The organism is Nostoc sp., assembly GCF_035638895.1.
Taxonomy (GTDB): domain Bacteria; phylum Cyanobacteriota; class Cyanobacteriia; order Cyanobacteriales; family Nostocaceae; genus Nostoc.
Genome location: NZ_DASQZC010000553.1, coordinates 1 through 20797 on the forward strand (window position 1 = coordinate 1; position 20797 = coordinate 20797).

Sequence of the window (20797 nt, forward strand, 5' to 3'; positions counted from 1 at the left end):
TTGTCAATTCTTTTGCTTCTAGATTTCCCCTAACCTACACCACTTCTCCAACCAGGAGAACCTTAAAAGTCCTGTTTTTAATGGGTTTGGGCATTTTTTGTGAGTAAGTCCTAGTTTTCCAGCCTTACCCCGAAGGAGTCAACAGTCCAGAAAAAAGCTTGATTATTCACTCTTGAAGTCGCCTTTACAAATTATCCTAATTAAAGCGTGAGCCTAATTACAACAGTTGGGTGGTCTTTATATTGCCACTAAGAACTTATTAATGCAATTATTTGTAACGATAAACACACAATTTATTGAACTTTTATCTTTCCTTTGAGAGATGGCTAAATACTAAGTAAGTGATTCTTTTATTAAATTTATTATTTTTGACATTATTTTATAGTATAAATACTGTATTTGTCAGTAAAATTGTTTCATATATAACAAAACTACTTAAATGCACGTAAGCTAGCCGTGATACCTCTAATATAAATGTACTTCTGAAGAGAGATGACTAAACATATTCTTTTGTAGTTAAATTCCTGAGTAAGTAGGTTAAGATAATTTAAGAAAATAAATTAATGAATAAGATGTGTTCATTTAAACCAAGCCAGCACTGAAAATTCACAGCACTGAAAATTCATTTGTGTTGAGAATCAAACGACTCTACACCAGTAGTTCGTTAAAGCGCTTGGTTGGTGAGCCATAAATCTTAAGTTTGCTCTGGTGCAGGTCTAATTTAGATGTAAGTAAAATATCTTTTCTACTTATAGATTAAAAGTTTTAAACTCTTATCTAAAAATTTTTATTGGCAAATAAAGGTTTAATTTGTCTAAATTCTGTGTACCTATAAAAAGGTGTCTAGTCCAAAAAGAATAAATTTTAAATATTTAGTTTTTTTTAGGAAAGTTTGGTTTAACAATTCCTTTTTTATTGGTATGATAAGTTTTGTTAACAGAAATAGTAATATTTTTTGATTTACTAACTAATCTGATTTTTGAACAGCCTAACGGTGCCCCAAAAATTTTAGTAAGTTATGACTATTAACTCATTAATGGCTATGGTACTGATTGATTACCAGGAGGAAGTAGGAATATGAATTCTGGCGATTCTACATTAGCTAGAGCAAATAATCAATGGGTGCTACAACCAGAAGTAGAGATGAAGTTTGCTCACTTCCTAATAAATCACGCTGTAGATGCTGCCTTCTGTTTAGGAGAAAACGCACAGTTTCTCTACGTCAACGATGCCACTTGCCGGATGACTGAGTATTCCCGTGAGGAATTACTTTCCATGAGGCTGCATGATATAGATGTAGATTTTTCTCTACACAATTGGTCAGATATTAGCTCCCAGAATTCCCTTACCTTTAAATCTCGCTACCGGACAAAAAGAGGTCGGATATTTTTGGTAGAAATATCTATTAGCCATGTAAAACAACAAAATATGGAATTTGGCTGTGCTTTTGCCCGTGAGATAAGTGATGAAATAGTAGAACTGAGTGTGCAAAAGTGGACTGATGAATTAAGGGATGCCAAAGACACTTTGCAACAGGAATTTTCTCTACTCAAGACAAAAGAAGTAGAACTAGAAACATCTCTTTCTTTACTTCGTTCTACTCTTGAATCTACTGCCATTGGTATTGTTGCAGTTAACTTTGAGGGAGATATTCTGAGCTTGAATCAGAAATTTGTGGATATGTGGCAGATCCCGGAGTCCCTAATACTATCTAAGAAATGTCCTCGATGCAAAGCGTTTTTTGAGAACCAACTTAAAGATCCCCAAGCCTTTAGTCGGCTGATTTGGGAAGTGTCTAGCCAATCTGATTTCGAGAGCTACGACATTTTGGAATTGAACGATGGAAGAGTTTTTGCACATTACTCTAAACCTCAGTGGCTCGATGGCAAAATTATTGGTAGAGTGTGGAGTATTTGGGACATTACTGAATCGAAACGAACTGAAGAAGCATTACGACTGAACGCAGTTAGATTTCGGACTTTAGCAGAAAAGACAGATACCAGCACTTTTCTGATTCAAGGAGCGCGGCTTTGCTATATAAATCCAGCAGTAGAGCAACTCACTGGCTACACAAAAGAAGAACTGCTAACAGGCTTTGATATTCGCAGACTGATTAAAAGCAAAAAACGCAGGCAGATACGTAAGCAGGGTGAAGCAGCTAACTTTGAATATCAGGAGATGAATATTCTGACAAAAAACGGCACGGAGCGCTGGCTAGCTTGCGCGGTTGTAATGCTGGATGGAGTGCTGGATTTTGAGGGAAAACCAGTAGAAATGATTGCAGGCGTCGATATTACCGATTACAAATATGCAGAATTAGGTCTTAACCAAGCTTTAGAACAAGCAAAACAACTTAGCGAGTTAAGAGCGCGTTTTCTTTCTATGGTTTGCCATCAATTCCGTACCCCACTGAATATTGTTTCGTTTTCTAATAGCTTATTAAAGGAAGAAGTAGACAAACGTACACAGAAGAAAATCCAACCACTACTAGATCACATTCAAAAAGCTACCGAACAACTCAGTCAAATGTTGGATGATATTTTGTTCTTCTCTAAGGCAGAAGCAGCAAAAATAAACTGTGAACCCAAACCACTGGAGTTAGTTGGATTCTGTAATGATTTAGTTGCCCAAATGCAGATAAGCGTTAGGCAAATTCCAATTAATTTTGTAAGTAAAGATAAATCTTTAACAGCCTGCATAGATAAAAAACTATTAGAGCCGGTTTTGAAGAATTTACTCGACAATGCAATCAAGTATTCTCCCTCGCACATTGCAATTGATTTGAACCTTTATTGCAAAAATGAGAAAGTAATTTTTCAGGTCAAAGATAGGGGTATTGGTATTCCAGTAGTAGATCAGCAACGAATATTTGAGCCATTTTACCGTGGTACTAATATTGATAGTATACCTGGTACTGGATTAGGGCTATCAATTCTTAAAACCCTTGTAGATTTACATCACGGTCAAATATTTGTAGAAAGTCAAGTTGATGTGGGCACTACATTTACTGTGATGTTGCCATTAATCAAATCAGAGTTTAATAGTTCCGAGTTGTGAATGTTGAAATTAAGATAATTCTTAATTAACAGTTTAACAATCATAACTCTCGGAGCAAAGTAATTAATCTCACGCCTATTTACATACTCACCAAAGAGTATAGTAAGCAGCTTCTGCGAAAAGTTATGGTAATAAAAACTATGCATGAATCACCAAAGAAAATTCTCGTTATTGAAGATGATAACGTTACCCGCAATCTTTATTTAATGGGTCTTGAGGCTAAAGGTTTTGATACGATAGGTGCTGACAACGGTCTTGCTGGTATCCAACAAGCACAAGAGCATATACCCGACTTAGTAATTTGCGATATCACAATGCCTGATATGGATGGTTATAGCGTTTTAACTACGCTACGCCAAGATCCTGTTACAGCAATTATTCCTTTCATTTTTCTGACTGGTAGTAGTACCAAAGCAGATGTTCGCAAAGCTATGGAATTGGGAGCAGATGACTATCTTACTAAACCCTCTACACTAGACGAATTACTAAGAGCGATCGCTATTCGTTTGCAAAAGCAAGCTACTCTTCAATACTGGTGGGCTATGAAATTGGAGAAAGCTCCACAATCAGTATTTGCAGATAATACTACAGCGATCGCTGTTGGCGTTGGCGAAGCGGTAGCGTCAGCCTCTGTTAGAGAAGCCCCTGATACAGAAATCATGATCCCTTCCAAGTCAATTTTTCCCTACATTCCCCAATTAAAAGAAGTTTTTGACTTTATCGAAGCTAATTATCATCTAGGAATTACTTTGTGTGACGTGGCTGTTGCTGTTGGTTACTCCCCTGCTTACTTAACTAACCGAGTAGCAAAGCAAACAGGTGAGACTGTAAACTGCTGGATTGTCAAACGCCGCATGGCGGGAGCACGTTTTCTACTCCAAAATAATGATCAAACAGTCGAGAAGATAGCGAAAGCATTGGGCTATCAGGATGTGTCTCATTTCTCCCGCCAGTTTCGCCAACATCACGGTTTACCTCCCCAAGCTTGGCGCAAAGAGCATCAACTTGTATCACAAAAACAGGTAAAAATTTGGCAAAATTGCTGAAACTTCAAATAAATAGTTGCGTAAACTCATATATTAAATCCACCCTGCCCTTACGTAACATGGCTGGATCTAATCTTTCAGTAGTGTTACAAGTCATTAACACAACTAAGCGTTGCTGCATTTGAATACCACACTCATCAATTACACTCTGATACAAAGTGCCATCTAGCAAACTCAGAATGTGTTCGGTTTTGTTATTGTATTGCGCTACCTCAGAAGCACGATTTTGCGCTAGATTATCAGCTTCGTTAATAACGATACAAATACGCTCTATGTAAGTCGGTGGGACAAAGTTAGCGATCGCATCATGATCTAAAATAAAAATTACATACCCCAAAGGTACAAGAATTTCTTTTGCTACGGCCTGTGTCCAGACTGTTTTACCAGTACCTGGTTGCCCATGTACAACAACCGCTAACTGGTTTTGATTAAGAATCGCTTGTTGTACAGAATCAGTAAAGTTTTGGATATCTGCTGGAAATGTGCGAATGTTAAATTGACTGTGAACCTTGCCTACACGACTTTGATATCCACTCAGCATCACAGCTAAGTCGTAAGTCGCTTTGTTAATTAGTGGCGCGAGATTCTTCGCCATTAAAGTATATTGTCGTCGCCCGCGATCGTAGGGATCAATTTGCAACCAAACGTCATGCTTCGCCCAGTAAGCATAAACAGTATTGATAACGTCTAAGCGTTCCCAGCTAACAAATCTATCTATAGGAAAAGAAAAATCTCTTTCTGAGTAATACTGGGTAATAATGTCGGGATTACCCAACACTCCTAAAACTCGTAATACAGTAATTTCTTGTAGTCGATTAAGAACATAATCAATGGGAATGCTACTACGACTAACGAATTGAACGATGGGCGTTTCCGTACTCAAAACATCTTTGTAGCGATGATCTGGTGATTGAGGATCTGGCGTGATGTAATTCCAAAACTTTTCAACTTCGTAGCGGGTATTTTCAGATACAACATTTAATAGGTTAGCCCACCAAGCATAATTATTTCGCCCCAAAACATCAGCAAGATTACTCGCTAAATTCAAGCTTTTTTGAGTTAATTCGCGGGAGTCACTATACAACAGTTGCCACAAAAACTCCCAGTCTAATTCTCGGTTAAACGGTCGCCAACCGCTAGCAAGCAAGCTTTGTCGGGTATTATTTGTCGGAGTGCCTTCATTACTTCTAAAATAGTCAAAATCCATATTTATTAATTATGTAGCGTTAATCGAGTTATTTAAAGTTAAGTATGAGATTTTGAAAAATTTTTCTCGTAATATTAACTAATTGCGTACAAATGGTAGTTTTATTTTCACCGCGCTGTACTGGCTAGGAAACCTTTTTAATCTAACTCATTCTTTATGTAATATACTATAATACATAAAACCTACTTGTGTCAACTTTTTTGACAAAGCAATTAGTTCTTAATGTACCTGCGCCATTTATGCATCTCTAGATGAGGACTAATGCCATCACCGTGGAATTGCCCATAAGATAAAGCACATAACCGCATTTTCACTAATGCCATTTCTCTCATTGCTGGCTGGGCTACCTACACAAGTAGGAAAACCTCATCCAGGCTTGAATTTGTTAGGATGCGTTAAGGGTAAGTTTTTCTTCTTGCCTCTCTCCTAGCATAGCTTTCAGCCTTGAGGATGATGTACCTCATAGCTGCCGGAAATGCTGTAATAGAAGCTAAAAACCTATAAATCAGTTAATGTGACGGTAAATGTCGTCCATCCATTACTACTTTCTACTTGAATATTTCCTTGCAGTTGTTCGACTAATTTCTGTACTATAGGTAAACCTAATCCCGAACCACCTTGATTCCAGATGTCTGCATTGGGAACGCGATAAAATTTCTCAAAGATTCGTGATAACTCTGTTATCGAAATTTCTGCTGAATTACTGATAGTAATAATAGTTTTTGTGGGCACTTCCGAGGAATTGTGACCTACACTTAGGACAATTTCACCACCCCCAGGTGTGTATTTACAGGCATTATTGACCAATTCTACTAAAATTCGTTCCAAGCTAATGCCATCTGAGAACAACGGCGGGAGATTTGAAGCGAGATTTATCTCTAGAGTTTGCTGATGTTCTTGAACACGGATTTGAAATGGCTCAATAACCCAAGGTACCCACTGTTGTAAGAGCAACGCATCAGGTGTCATAACTGGATAGGATGAGCTTTCCAGCCGTTGTAAGTCTAGTAGATCGTTAATTAATCCTAGCTCGCGATCGCACTCACCTTCCATCAGCTGTAGATAGCGTTCAGCTTCTTCAGTAACAGGAGATAATTGTATCATTTGAATCATTAACTTTATATTACTTAGAGGCGATCGCAGTTCATGGGAAACTAAATTCAAAAACTCAGTTTTGAGTTGATTTATCTCCTCCCATTGCACCACAAGTTGCTCTTGCTCAATTTGCTTTTGACGCGCCTCAATCGCCCGTTTGCGCTCAGTAATATCTCGAAAAACTAACACAGCACCTGTAATATTATTTTGATCATCTTTAATTGGTGCAACACTGTCATCAATTGGTATTTCTCCACCGTCTTTAGTAATCAGAATAGTTTCTGCTGGGATACTGACGATCATACCATTTTGAAGGACTTTTCCGATTGGGCTTTCAATAGAGTTATGAGTTTCTGCATTAGCAATATTAAATATTTCTGATGAATTTCTACCGCAAGCTTCTTCCTGTTTCCATCCGGTTAGATTTTCGGCAACCGGATTCATAAAAGTTACCAATTCTTGCATATCGCTAGCAATGACACCATCACTGATACTTTTTAAAAGTGCATCTAGCCATTTTTTATTTATCTTTAATTGCCTTTCCAAACCATGTTTAGTTAGACTTATTTCAATATTTATTTGTAGTTCTCTTTCTTTAAAAGGTTTAATTAGGTAAGCAAAAGGCTCAGTTATCTTAGCTCGCCTTAATGTATTTTCATCTGCATAAGCAGTCAAATAAATTACTGGAATATCCAAACGTTTATAGATTTCTTCGGCAGCTTCTATCCCGTCCATCGACCCTTTCAGCTTAATATCCATTAGCACTAAATCGGGGGATATTTCTACTGCTGTATTAATTGCTTCTTCTCCTGAAGAAGCGATAGCAGGAACCCTGTAACCGAATTTTATCAGTCTATGCTGCAAATCTTTAGCAACAATAGCTTCATCTTCCACAACTAAAATTTTTGCCTTTGTCATATTTTAGTCATTTTATACTAATGTAAATTTCACCTGGCATTTTACTCCAATAGCACCTTGGATATCGATATCTCCTGAAATTTGATTGGTTAAAGCATCTACTAACTGCCACCCTAAAGAGGCCATGTTTTTAAAATTGAAATTCGATGGTAAACCAATTCCATCATCACTAACTATAAGTGTAATCTGATGATCAGTATTTTTACTAATTTCGATATAAATCGTACCATTTCTACCTGCTGGAAATGCATATTTTAAAGAATTAGATACAAGTTCATGGATAATTAAGCTGCACGGAATTGCTGTATCTAAGCCGAGAAATACATGCTCATCGATATTTACTCTCAGAGCGATCGCATCTCCATTAACTTCATAAGCACTAAATAAACTTGCTACTAAATCTCGAATATATTCACCAAAATTAATCCTTGCCAAGTCTTGAGACTGATACAATTTTTCGTGAACTAAAGCCATTGATGCAATTCGCTGCTGGCTTTGTTTGAATATTACTAAATCGTATTGATCTTTGATATAAGCAGATTGCAAGCTTAACAGACTAGAAATAACCTGTAAATTATTTTTGACCCGATGATAAATTTCTTTTAATAACACCTCTTTTTCTAAGAGTGATGCTTGAATTTGCTCCTCCCACTGCTTGCGATCGCGCAGTGCAGCTTGCTGTTCGCTAATGTCTTCGACCACAGAAATAAAATATTTTGGTTCGCCACTCGGTTCGCGCATTAAAGAGACGGTGAGATTAACCCAAACTATGGAGCTATCTTTGCAGAAATAGCGCTTTTCTATCGAATAAGTTTGAATATTATCTGCTAAAATCTGGTCAATATATTTTAGGTCGGCATCAAGATCATCAGGGTGAGTAATATCTTGGAAAGTTAGCAACTGTAGTTCTTCAGGTGTATAACCGATAATATCGCAAAGCCTCTGGTTAACTAACAACCACCTTCCATCTATAGCTACATGGGCGATGCCAACAGCAGCTTGATGGAATGCAGCACGGAATCGCTGTTCGCTTTCTCGCAATGCTCGTTCTATTCGCTGGCGCTCAGTAATTTCTGCCTCTAGTGATTGATTAATTCTTGTTAACTCTGCTGTCCGTAGTTCAACCTTGCTTTCTAGTTGGTTAAGTAAGCTACTTAGGGCCTCCTCTGCTTGCTTGCGCTCAGAGATGTCAGTATGTGAGCCTACCATCCGCGCTACATTCCCATCTTCATCCCACAATGCTTGACCTCGATCCAAAATCCATTTGTAAGTGGCATCTTTACATAAAAATCGATACTCAATAGCGTAAAACGGTGTTTTATGAGCAAAATGGTCTTGAACTGCTTGTGTTACCCAGTCGAGATCATCAGGATGCACTCGTGTCAGGTATTCATCTAAATAGTTAGAAATTTCCTGGTCTTCGTAACCGAGCATTTCCTTCCAGCGAACCGAAAAGAACATTTCATTGGTTTTAACATTCCAGTCCCAAATTCCATCATTATTGCCGCGCAAAGCTAATTGCCAACGTTGTTCACTTTCCCTCAGCACCTTCTCAGTCCGTATGCGTTCAGCAATTTCCTTTGCTAATTGGGAGTTTGCAACCTCTAGTTGGGCAGGACTCGGTAGAGCCAGTGCCTGGGGTATTAATGGCAGAAGTTCTATGGCTGTCAATACTGAAATAAAAGCGGTGATAGCTTTAATTAACCCTGATAGCCAATAGGTAGGATACCAAAGCGTCCACACATCCATTAAATGGGTTGTGCCACAAGCAACGATGAATATGCCAAACATCAGGAACATCCAACCAAAAGGCACATCTCGCCGTTTACGGACAAAATAAACCAACATTACTGGAATTGAATAATAAGCAAGTCCAGTTAACACATCTGAAACGAGATGCAACCATACCAATCCTGGTTTCCAGAGGTAGCAATGTCCGTGAGGAATAAACTGGCTAGTAGAGAAAAAATTATTTAAAAATTCCATCATAAAAACCTATACACTGCACAAGTCTTCACCAAAGCCCAAAGTGCACCAAAGTGCGAAGGAAGAGGTTTTGAGACTAAGACCTCTGTAGACGCGCAGAGGCTTAGAGAGTTGCTTATGATACTCTGTTAAAGCTTTCGTGTACTAGCATTAGGCTAGTACAGAATAGCAATTGAGGCTTTTACATCCTTTATCTGTCATCCTTTCGGAGTTTTTTAAGCTGAGGATGTAAGGTTTATTGAAATAAAAGTACCGCGATCGCTTTGGTTTTTGTTACCGTAGATTCTCTGAAATGAATTATTTAATATATATAGATGCCTTTAGTAAATCACGGTAATATTTCGCTTATATAAAATAACTAGTACTGAAATTTTAAGTAAATTCTCTGTCTATGCATATAAAATTAATACTTTAGCACTACGTAAAAATTATAAAAGTTCGGTTTCCTCTGATTTAGTTAAATGTTCGTGCAGCCAGTAGCGAAGCAGAGGGGAAAGAATTTGTATCAGTCGTTAAGTGAAATGAGATAACAAACTAACAGACAATAGAAATATTCCTTAAGTCTAATGTAAGACACACCTGGAGTATGAAGTTATAAGTTATCAGGTGAAATAGGATTGTAGAGCATTGTTAATCTAGTCTCAAGTGTTGGCAGCATCTGTCTGATTAAAACCTTCTAGTTTATTTCTACCCAACTAAAAAAAAATAATGTAAATAAAATCATTAGATTGATTACGATCAAAATCCTGTTTAACTTAGCGATCGCTTGTGCTTATTAAGTAAGTCAATGTGAATAATTAAAAAGTTTTTAGTTTACCCTCTAGGGAAAGCAAGCTATACATCATATCTTCTATCTATGGCTTTATTCATTATAACGAGCCACTTTTGATTAATTCTATATTATTGATTAACATAGATTAATTATTCTTGACTACTTAGTTAACGCATCTAAAGAAGTAACTAAAAAATCGTTAGATTCACTGTGATTGGTACGGAATTTTATGGTTAAAGATTTTGTTTTTTGTCTACAAGAAGCAGCTTTATACTTTATATTCAAAAAATCTCAAACACATAAAGATTATTCTGAATGTTTTGTGAACCCTCCCTGTGGATGTACCAATCCAGGGAAAAATACTCAGTGTGAAGATTGTGCTTATCTTGAAGCCTGCTTATCTAATTGCAAGCTCCAAAAAGTTTAATTGTCTTCAGATTTATAAACTAAACATTTTTAATGTCAAACTAATTCCTACGATAGAATTGACTTTACTCTTATGGTAGAAGCCCAGTAAAAAAGTAGCAGCTATCCTGAGTAGGAATCACAAAACAATTCACAATAAGTAATTAAAATTATGATGCAAGTGAATGTAATTTTATGACAAATAAATATTATTATTCCTTGTTGTTGTGAATAAACAACTTTGTTAATCGGTTCACAACTATATCATTAATTAGTGATTACTGATTATGAATTAGTTTGAATCTGACCAAGAGTTAAGTTGTTGTGTGTGGGAGCTTAAAATGATTTCAAATTTTTCAAAGAAACTAGGTTAAAGACTCCTCAATCTGTCTTGTGAATTCCCTAATTTAGCAGTGGATTGAGTAGACAATATCGGTATTGAAAATCAATCAACCACACAAATCCAGAACATAAAAGGAACCATAACTATGAAACCGTTTGATTTATCTAAAGCTGTTTTGGCTACTGTCTTTGCCATCAGTTTCGCTTCTCTGTCTTTACCTCCTTCTGTTTCTGCTCAAAGCGGAGGCTCAGGCGGTAGCGGAGCCTCAAGTGCTGGCAGTAGCTCAGGTAGTGGTACAGGTGGCACTACAGGTAGTAGTGGTACAGGTGGTAGTGGTATAGGTGGCACTACAGGTAGCGGTACAAGTGGTACAGGTGGTACTACAGGTAGTAGTGGTACAGGTGGTAGTGGTATAAGTGGCACTACAGGTAGCGGTACAAGTGGCATAGGTGACACAGGTAGTAGTGGTACAGGTGGTAGTGGTATAGGTGGCACTACAGGTAGTGGCACAGGCACTGGCACAACAGGTAGTGATGCTACAGGTAGCGGTACAACAGGCACTGGTACAACAGGCACTGGCACAACAGGTAGTGATGCTACAGGTACTAATAGGAATGCAGGCATCGCAGCTTCCGAAAGAACTAGCGATCGCGGTTTCGATTGGGGTTGGCTAGGTTTACTTGGTCTAGCCGGTTTAGCAGGTCTGACTGGTAAGCGCGAAAAAGTGCGGGCTTATAACGATCCTAATGAAGTAACAGGTACTCGTTCTAGATAGTATTCACCACACTGTAAGAGCCATATAACTGTTGCTGGTTTCAACTTCAGGCTATTACAGTGGTTAAACCAGATGTATGTGAGGGGCACAATATCAATATATTGTGCCCCTATAATGACTTTTGACTTTTGAGTTCCCCATTCGCGTAGCGTCTCGGATAGAAAGGGTAGACACGCTAGTTCGCTCAAGTCGAGCTACTGCCTTGCCTAATGAAGATTAAATTTGCTGCAATTTCTGTCGATGGCAGTACTTGATACTGCTAACAGTATGTGTTTGCTAGGATCATACAGCAGTTTTCGTTTTTCACGACAGTAAACTAGCAGAATTTACATCTAAAAATAACGTCGCTTGGGATTGGTGACGAAGAATAGAAGCAGGACAGTCTGTACTTATACCTCCTTGCAACATCTCTTTTACCACATTCGCTTTACGTGTTTCTGGAGCAAGGCAGAGAATTTTTTTAGCTGAACAAATCGTTGGGATGGTGACAGTAAAAGCATATTGTGGGACAGTTTCTAGATTCGGAAAGTGACCTGTGCTTACTTGTTGCTGACGGTTCACTGTATCCAGTTTCACTAGTTTCACGCTGTAAGGATCTTGGAAATTTGCTACTGCTGGATCGTTAAAAGCCAAATGTCCATTTTCGCCAACACCAAGACAGCATAAGTCAATTGGTTGTGCAAGGAGTAGTTTAGTGTAGCGATCGCACTCTGCTACTGGTTGCAATGTATCACCTTCTATATAGTGAAATTCTTTAGGAACAACCCGCTTCTCTACACGTTCTCGCATATAGCGGCGGAAACTAGCAGAATGGTCAGCAGTAATTCCCAAATATTCATCTAGATGGAACAGAATAATCCGTGACCAATCTACGCCACCCAATGTAATCAAAGCATCAAGAAATTTGAGTTGGGAGTTACCTGTTGCTAACAATACAGCAGCTGTCTCCTGAAGATTAAGAACTTGCTGTAAATGCTTTTGCGCGATTTCGGCAACATCCTGGGCTATTTCGACTTCAGAGTTGTAAATCTGCACTAGTAAATCATCAACGCGAAAAAAGTTTCTAGCGGCTAGCATTTTGCTTACACAGAAGGTTGTCAATTATACGGTACTTTGTTGAGAAGCTCTACGTGTCTGTCTTGACATCGCTTATCCAATATAGATTTTAGGATTTAGCAGATTAATTTATAGCTTTTTACGCTGTATAAAGGCAAAAAAACAATGTAAACTATTTAAATTAAGTTAACAATTATTTACATTTTACCCAAAAATCATGCTGGCTGCAATTCTCTTTGACCTAGACGGCACTATTGTCAACACTGACCCTATACACTACCGAGCTTGGCGGGAAATGCTGTTAAATTACAGCATAGAAATTGACGAAACATTTTATAAATCCCGAATTAGTGGGCGGCTAAATCCAGAAATTGTTAAGGATATTCTGCCACAATTATCAACAGCAGAAGGGCAAAAATTTGCAGACGAAAAAGAGGCGCTTTTCCGCAAACTCGCCCCGCATCTAAAACCGTTGAGTGGATTTTCTGAACTATTAAAATGGACAGAGACATATCAGTTAAAGCGGGCATTAGTAACTAATGCTCCTAGATTAAATGCAGAATTTATGCTAGAGGTTTTGGGAATAAAAGAAGCTTTCCATACAGTTGTTGTAGCGGATGATTGTATTGCAGGTAAGCCTGACCCTGCACCCTATCAAGTCGCCCTGAGTAACTTGGGGATTACAGCAGAGAAAGCGATCGCTTTAGAAGACTCTCCCTCTGGTATTCGTTCGGCGGTGAGCGCAGATATCCGCACTATTGGCATCGCCTCCACCCAAGATCCCCAATTTTTACAGGAAGTCGGCGCATTTATGACAATTCCAGATTTTACTGATTTGCAGTTGTGGACATTGCTCAACTCACTCATTGAACCAGATTTGAGTGCGATCGCTTCTAACTTATAAGCACAAAATCTTAGAACATCAAGAGTAGAGACGCGAATTTTTTAACCCGTTTCTACTTATTTTTCCGCAATAATCGCGTAAATTTCCCGTTTACAGCAATTTTCAGCTAATTGAACTAGAAATTTTGGTAATCTAGACATGAAGTAATTGTTTGATTCGATGCCAGTATCTTACTCCGAGGATTTGCGTCGTCGCGTGATTGCAGCTTGGTTAGCAAAGGAAGGTTCTCAACGGCAGGATTTATGTAATATCTAGAAATCGGGTTGTTGCTTGAATGGAATCACGATCGCAAACTTGGCACCTTCTCCTGGTGCTGAAATACACTGGATTTGCCCGCCATGTTTTTTGACAACAATTTGGTAGCTAATTGATAACCCCATGCCCGTGCCTTTACCGACGGGTTTCGTAGTAAAGAAGGGGTCAAATACGCGTTTGCGTACTTCCTCAGTCATGCCTAGACCATTGTCGGCAATGCCAATGATTACATGGTCTTCTTGAATGAGGGTGCAAATGCGAATCTGGGGAGTAGGGAGTGCTTTTTCTCCCACTCCCCACTCCCCATTCCCCACTCCCTCTTCTAAAGCATCGATCGCATTTGTTAACAGATTCATAAATACCTGATTCATGTGTCCAGCGTGACATATTACTGGTGGCAGGTTGCCGTAGTCTCGGATTACTTGGATTTCGGGATGTCCTGATTTGGCTTTCAGGCGATTTTGCAGCAGCAGCAAGGTATTATCAATACCTTCATGAATATCCACTGGCTTTGTGCCGTCTTCATCAAGGCGAGAAAAATTGCGTAAAGATAGGACAATCTGGCGAATGCGTTCGGCTCCCATGTTCATAGAATCTAGGATTTTGGGCAAATCTTGCTTGAGAAAGTCTAAATCAATGGCGTAGACTTGTTGGTGAATCTCTGGTGTTGGTGGGCAATAGTTCTGTTGATAAAGGTCTACCAAGTGCAGCAAATCCTTGGTGTATTCACGGGCATGGCTAATATTGCCGTAAATAAAATTGACGGGATTATTGATTTCGTGGGCAATACCTGCAACCAATTGTCCCAAACTGGACATTTTTTCAGTTTGAATCAGTTGTGCTTGGGTTTGTTGAAGTTCTAGCAGCGCCGCTTCTAGTTGCTGGGCTTTGTCTTGGGCTGTTTGGGCAGCGATGCGGGTTTGGGTGTAAAGTTTAGCTTGGTCAATGGCGATCGCTAGTTGAACTGTAACTGCTTGTAATAATTCTACTTCGTTGTCCTGCCAAGGCCGGAAGCCACTACAAGAAACACAGCTAAATGTGCCAATTTCACCAGATTGGGTGTGTACGGGAAGCGACATAAAAGCAGTGAAACCAAAATCCTGCAAAAACTGCTGTGCAGTGCAATCGCCCACAGTCTCAACATCATTAATGCGGATGATTTCTTTGTTCAAGGTTTTGGCTGCGATTAGTTCGATTTCTGCATTAGTTGCTTCTTGCTGGTTAAGCAAACAGGGGAAAGAGGAACTTTTCGCCTCATATACTCTCTCCCAGTAGGGTACATCAGCGTCTTGCACATACCAAAAAAAGGCGCAGCGATCAATCTGGAATAAGTTACGAATTTCCTGCACTGCGGTTTCCACAATGTAATTGAGATCCAGAGAAGCTCGAATCTGGTTAGAAAGACGATTGAGTAGGGCTTCCCGTTGGGCACTTTCTCTGAGTGCAACTTCTGCTTGTTTGCGGTCTGTGGTGTCATAGCAAATACCAACAAAGTTTAAAACATTACCATTGGCGTCTCTAATAACAGATGAGTTGCTTGTATGCCATCGCCAACTACCATTTTTGTGTTTTACACGATATTCAATTGCGTCTTGTTTCTCACTTGTTGTCAAAATTCTTTGAAAATAATCGGCACAAATATGCACATCGTCAGGATGTACAAAGGGAACAAAGGATTTGCCTTCAACCTCTGCAACCTCATGTCCAAAAATTTCAGTCCAGTTAGGAGAAACGTAGGAAAATATCCCTTCAAGTGTCATCGCAAAAATAACGTTATTGGCATTTTCGACAATACTGCGAAACTTGGCATCGCCTTCTATGAATGCTGCTTGGATATTGTCGCTGGTGTGGCGGACAAGAACTATGATTTGCTGGTCTGCTAATGGTAATAACCTAGCTTCAAAATTATTTTTCCCTTCTGATAGCGCTAAGGTATATTCAAAATTGACTTCATATTGAGTTTCAAGTACTTGAGTTATTGCCTGGTAGAAGCGATCGCCTACAGCAATCGGTAGGCATTCTCGCAAACTCTTGCCCTGACAATCTCCTGCTGGGATATACGATTGATCCATCTTCCCTGGTTTGTAATCCAGAATACTTCCATCAGCATCCAGACGAAAGTATAAATCAGGAAGCACTTGCAAAATCGCTGCAAATTCTGATGTTTTTTGGCGTAATTGTGCTTCAACTGCTTGGCGTTTTGCAGTTTCAGCTTGTAGTTGTTCTAATGCTTTTGCTAATTCTGCCGTCTGTTTTTGTTGATAATTTGTAGGTGCCGAGCAACTTTCTCTCAAGGTAGGTGGCACTTGTGTTATATCCACACAATAACCGATGTAACCAACAAAGCTACCATCTGCTGCAAACCGTGGCGCGGCTGTATCTAAAATCCAGCGATATTCGCCATCAGCCCGACGCAGACGATATTGCCTCTGGAACGAATCATGCACCGTAAATGCTCTCAGGTATATATCTTCACATTGCTGTCTATCTTCTGGATGGACGCTGCAAGCCCAGATATTGCCTATCTCCTCTCCTCGCGCAGATACAGACGCGCCTGTTGTTAGATATTTTCCAGTAAATTCCAGCCAATTTGCATTTAAGTAACAGTAAAGTGCATTGCATCCAGTCATCCAAATCATCAGAGGAGCAGTATCCGCCTGCTGGCAAAATACTTTTTCATCCTGTTCTATTTCTTCCTCTTCGACCATGATTTGGTTAATGTTGCTCTGCACCTTTTTAGAAAACACTTTTGCCTGCCTGCTCTGCCTAAATTATTAAGGTAATAGTCTGAAAATAAGATTTTTTAATAGATATATATAATTTATATATGTATCTGCTATTTATCTTAATACTTTATTTAGTTTTATATTTAAAATAATTCCTTTATTACTGTAAATAAATTGAAAAAATACTAAAGTTATTATTAAGATTAATTTCAGCATTTTTGGTGAAATTTAAGCTATCTATGTGTCAATAAACTTGTTTGAGTTTGTGTCTTCTTAAAATTCCCTATAACATTCATCTTAGCTATGTAATCACATTGCTCAAAAACCTGATTTAGCTTCACCGGAACTACATGATTCACTATGAGGTGTTTACATCTTTATGATAAATTCACAATAATCAGAAATTTCATATCAAATAAATATTGATTTTTTGTCAATAAGAATTCAGCATGAATTAGAGTCCTGGAGACTATAAGTTGCACGCCACTTGCTTCTCCTGTTCGGAGACGCTACGCATAGCTTGCTTCGACAGGAGTACAAGTCTCTGACCGTTCAAAACACCTCATCTCAAAATCGCAAATTAAATGAGAGAAATGCTAAATGTGATATCAACACCTTGCAACAATGGCTGATAATCGCATTTTATATGTTATAAAGCTCACAGAAATTAATGTTAGGCGGAAACTACTTTATGGAACCAGATAAACTAGGCCGTTTTAAGGAGTACGGCGAATTCATCCTCCGAAAGATAGATTCTGTGCCCCAGCACCCTTCAAAACAAGAAGATTGGGTTCCAGCTAGTCTTGACGACTGTCTCCTGCGTCTGCGGTCAGCTGCCCAGAGAACTGTAGACCTGGCAACTTCACCTGTGAAAATTGGGGTGATGGGGGAATTCAGTAGTGGGAAAACTTTACTTTTAGGCAGTCTAATTGGATATGCTGATGCTTTGCCGGTCAGCGAAAACCCCACTACAGGTAATGTTACCGCTATACATATCATACCGCAAGATGACTTTGCCACTACACAATTAAGTAATTTTACTGTAGATTATCTTTCTCATGAAGGAGTACATGAGTGTCTACGCTTCATGCTAGGGGAAGCCAATAAACGGACAACAGCAGCAGGGCTTCCTCCTATACCAGTATCGAAACTCAACTCTGGCACAGATATTATTGACTGGTGTGAAGAAGCATGGAATAGGAGTAACAATTTAGAGCTACGTTATTTACTCCGGGAGTTGGTATTATTCCTGCGGGCTTATCAAGCTTATGGGGAAGTTATGTGTGGTGGGCGTTACCAGATTGATGCTACCACCGCCCGCGAAGGGCTACAGCTAGTCGAACAGCCAATGGCAATCCAAACTCTGAAATTTGAGGATTTACCTCCAGCGCATATCCGATTACCGAGTCCACCCCAGAGGCTACCAACAAAGTTATTGCAAAATAGCTTCCCACTGATCCGCCGCGTAGATATTGATGTGAAAATCTCACGGGAAATTTGGGATTTTGCAGGTGCAGCTAAATTTATTCTTATCGACTTTCCAGGATTGGGGGCTGCTAATTCGGGGGCTAGGGATACCTTTTTGTCACTGCGAGAATTGGCAGAAGTACAAACAATTTTGGTATTGCTAAATGGTAAATCTCCTGGGAGCGATCGCGCCAATAAAATCTTTACGATGATGCAGCAGCAGCGACCGGGACAAGACCTGAAAGATTTAATTCTCGTAGGTGTGGGTCGCTTCGACCAACTCCCTCTAGAGAGCGAAGGTGGCGAAAGAGAACTTGACCAACTGATTGAAGATAGCCATTTACAAGAGGAAACCGTTTTCCAAAAACTCAAAGTTCTGCAAACTACCATTGACGGTGCAGAAGCGTTTACAACTCAAAAAGACCGCATCGTTTTACTATCGCCACTGTTGGGACTAGCTGAATTGGCAAAACGTTCTAGTACCGTGAAAGCCGGCTCAACAGAGTTTTTGGCTAACTTAGACTATCCTGATTATCTAGATCGGTCTAAACGGCTACAAGAAAAATGGCAGCGATTAAGTGAACAACTATTAGAATCTAACACTCGCAGTTATTTGGGCAGACAGTTAGGTTACTTTAGTCAAGATGGGGGACTTAGTAAGCTGCGGGAATTGATTCAAACCCACGTAGCGACTCATGGTTTAAAGCAACTGTATGAAGATACTCGGAGATCGGCTGATGTGGTCAGTCAGCAACAAGATCACTTGAAGGACATCATAGATGAAATTCACGAGCAAGGTATCCCTACAGGTGATAGTCCCGCCTTTATCGAATTGCGATTTGTGGTCGAAAGCTTGGATAAAATCTATAGGAATTTTCAAAAAGATTTAGGGAAAGAACCACTCAAAGACCGACGCGGTGTTGTCGTCAGCGATGTAGTAAAAGACGAACTTACCTTTAGAATCTTGAATTGGAACCAGTGGACTTTACTCTTCAACAAAGCCAACAATGGAGCGATCGCTCTGGCAGAATCTAAAGGTGCAGCCGGGAAATTATTTGATCGGGGAAATCGTGTCAATAGTTCCCTTCCAACTAAGAGTGATGATTTTTATCCAGTATTTGAGAAAACCGTTAAAGAAGTAGAAGATTTTGCCCGCGATCGCATCCATCAAGCAGTACTAGATTTGTTGAATCAATTGTCAAATTATGTAGCTCCAGAACGCGAACAATTGCAGGCATTTTTCCATCCAAATATGGAACAAGAAATCGAAGAGAAATTTGGTTTTGAAGATGCCGATCTCTTTTACAAATTATTACTAGGATGCGATCCTAACGAATGGAAAGAAGCAATTATCTCCGAAATCAGTAGTAAAAACAAAACTGTTGCTCCCGAAATCATCTTTCCCCTAGCGCGTCAAGACGAGAAACACAACGTTGGACAAATCTTTGACTGGGCACCAGAAAAAAGCCAAGGTTTACCTAGAGCGAGCAACCACCAACTTTTAGTGTTGCGGCTGCGAGATGAAATCACTGCTAGCGCCAGCCTCCATCTTGTGCAGTATGTTAGCGAAGTTAATCAGCAAATTAATTCCGAACTTGAAGGTATTTTGGATCAAATTATTCCTAGTTTACAAAACCTTTCAAAAAAAGAAACTTTGCTGAGATATTTAGCGGCTGGGGAATTGCCATCTGAGATAGCAATTCCTACTTGGTTGCAGATTATTTCAGAACTTGCTGCTGTTTCTTACTTAGATGATTTGAGATAAGCTAACTCAAAAAGTGACTGATTGCGATCGGGTAGGTTTATGAGGATGTATTTGTGAGACGTGATGCAATTTTTTATGCAATTTTTAAGCGTGTCCCAGGATTGTTTTTCGAGTTAGTAGAACAGCCACCAGCCGAAGCTGCTAGCTATCGCTTTGAATCAGTTGAAGTTAAAGAACCAACATTTCGGATTGATGGTGTATTTTTACCTCCACCTAATGCAGCATCTCAGATGATCTTTTTTGCTGAGGTGCAATTCCAAAAGGATGAGTTACTGTACCATCGGTTTTTCTCAGAATCCATGCTGTATATGTATCGTAACCCATCGCTTTACGATGACTGGTACGGAGTAATTATTTTACAGTCTCGCAGTTTGGAACCGGAAAAAACTACTATTCACAGATCGCTACTGAACAGTTCCCAAGTACAACGGATTTATTTGGATGAGTTAGGTAGTCCTGATGAGCAAAAAGTAGGTATCAGTTTGATGCAGTTAACTATTGCCTCAGATACTCAAATGGTGCAAGAAGCGAAACGTTTAATAGAGCGAGTGCAACAAGAACAGATAACTGTTTTAGCTAAGGAGGAGATAATAGATGTAATCACAACGATTGCAGTTTATAAATTCGCCAAGTTAAGTCGTGAAGAGGTAGAGGCTATGTTAGGAGTTAAGTTAGAAGAAACTAGAGTTTATCAAGAAGCTAAACAAGAAGGACGAAAAGAAGGACGAGAAGAACTAAAGCTTGAACTTGTACCTCAGTTCATAGCTCTTGGTATGTCGATGGAAGATGTTGCACAGTTACTTAGTTTAACCATCGAACAAGTAAGACTTGCAACTGAGCAAGAATCTTCAACATCAACTTAATAACTGCTGCAATTTTCATAGCGATCGCCTAGTTTGGGCTACGCCTACGCCCTTTCATATAAAAGCGTAGCCCAACGTAGCTATCGCGCCAAATAAAAAAGCTAGTGCTAAAGAGAATCAGTGGTACAAGACCAAAGATTCTCTAAATTTGTAATTT

At 39.3% G+C, this 20797-nt stretch carries 11 protein-coding genes and 1 pseudogene; 6 read left to right on the top strand and 6 right to left on the bottom strand.

Annotated features, from left to right (window positions below):
- Positions 1–1077 precede the first annotated feature (1077 nt).
- Positions 1078–3057, top strand: coding sequence for a scytonemin biosynthesis sensor histidine kinase (locus tag VE944_RS27145; protein WP_324984584.1), 1980 nt, complete (start codon positions 1078–1080; stop codon positions 3055–3057).
- A gap of 140 nt (positions 3058–3197) precedes the next feature.
- A complete protein-coding gene (locus VE944_RS27150; RefSeq protein ID WP_324984587.1) occupies positions 3198–4103 on the top strand; it encodes a response regulator transcription factor in 906 nt (301 codons plus the stop codon).
- Between the two features lie 4 nt (positions 4104–4107).
- Here VE944_RS27150 and VE944_RS27155 read toward each other — a convergent pair whose 3' ends face one another.
- The 4 genes and pseudogenes from VE944_RS27155 to VE944_RS34365 form a co-directional block, all read right to left on the bottom strand.
- Positions 4108–5310, bottom strand: coding sequence for an AAA family ATPase (locus tag VE944_RS27155; RefSeq protein WP_324984589.1), 1203 nt, complete (start codon positions 5308–5310; stop codon positions 4108–4110).
- A 498-nt stretch (positions 5311–5808) separates the two neighbouring features.
- Positions 5809–7323, bottom strand: a complete 1515-nt coding sequence (locus VE944_RS27160; protein ID WP_324984591.1) for a hybrid sensor histidine kinase/response regulator — start codon at positions 7321–7323, stop codon at positions 5809–5811.
- 12 nt (positions 7324–7335) lie between these two features.
- Entirely contained in the window at positions 7336–8364 is a 1029-nt protein-coding gene (locus tag VE944_RS34225) for a PAS domain S-box protein (protein WP_414690167.1), read from the bottom strand.
- A gap of 114 nt (positions 8365–8478) precedes the next feature.
- Positions 8479–9312, bottom strand: a pseudogene (locus VE944_RS34365) (PAS domain-containing protein); the annotation flags it as partial.
- A gap of 1662 nt (positions 9313–10974) precedes the next feature.
- On the opposite strand from VE944_RS34365, the gene VE944_RS34235 reads away from it, so the two are divergent.
- Positions 10975–11604, top strand: a complete 630-nt coding sequence (locus tag VE944_RS34235) for a WGxxGxxG family protein (protein ID WP_414690166.1) — start codon at positions 10975–10977, stop codon at positions 11602–11604.
- A gap of 303 nt (positions 11605–11907) precedes the next feature.
- Here VE944_RS34235 and VE944_RS27175 read toward each other — a convergent pair whose 3' ends face one another.
- Positions 11908–12681: a glucosamine-6-phosphate deaminase gene (locus tag VE944_RS27175; RefSeq protein WP_324984597.1), complete on the bottom strand. Its 774-nt coding sequence runs from the start codon at positions 12679–12681 to the stop codon at positions 11908–11910.
- 196 nt (positions 12682–12877) lie between these two features.
- On the opposite strand from VE944_RS27175, the gene VE944_RS27180 reads away from it, so the two are divergent.
- Positions 12878–13564 (top strand): HAD family hydrolase, encoded by a 687-nt coding sequence (locus tag VE944_RS27180; RefSeq protein ID WP_324984600.1) that lies wholly within the window; start codon positions 12878–12880, stop codon positions 13562–13564.
- Positions 13565–13815: 251 nt separating this feature from the next.
- Here the strand turns inward: VE944_RS27180 and VE944_RS27185 are convergent, their stop codons facing one another.
- Positions 13816–16527, bottom strand: a complete 2712-nt coding sequence (locus tag VE944_RS27185) for a PAS domain S-box protein (protein ID WP_414690168.1) — start codon at positions 16525–16527, stop codon at positions 13816–13818.
- A 709-nt stretch (positions 16528–17236) separates the two neighbouring features.
- Between VE944_RS27185 and VE944_RS27190 the strand changes: the two genes are divergently transcribed.
- A complete protein-coding gene (locus tag VE944_RS27190) occupies positions 17237–19777 on the top strand; it encodes a proteasome protein (RefSeq protein ID WP_324984605.1) in 2541 nt (846 codons plus the stop codon).
- 53 nt (positions 19778–19830) lie between these two features.
- Positions 19831–20640: an Rpn family recombination-promoting nuclease/putative transposase gene (locus VE944_RS27195; protein WP_324984609.1), complete on the top strand. Its 810-nt coding sequence runs from the start codon at positions 19831–19833 to the stop codon at positions 20638–20640.
- Positions 20641–20797: the final 157 nt, after the last annotated feature.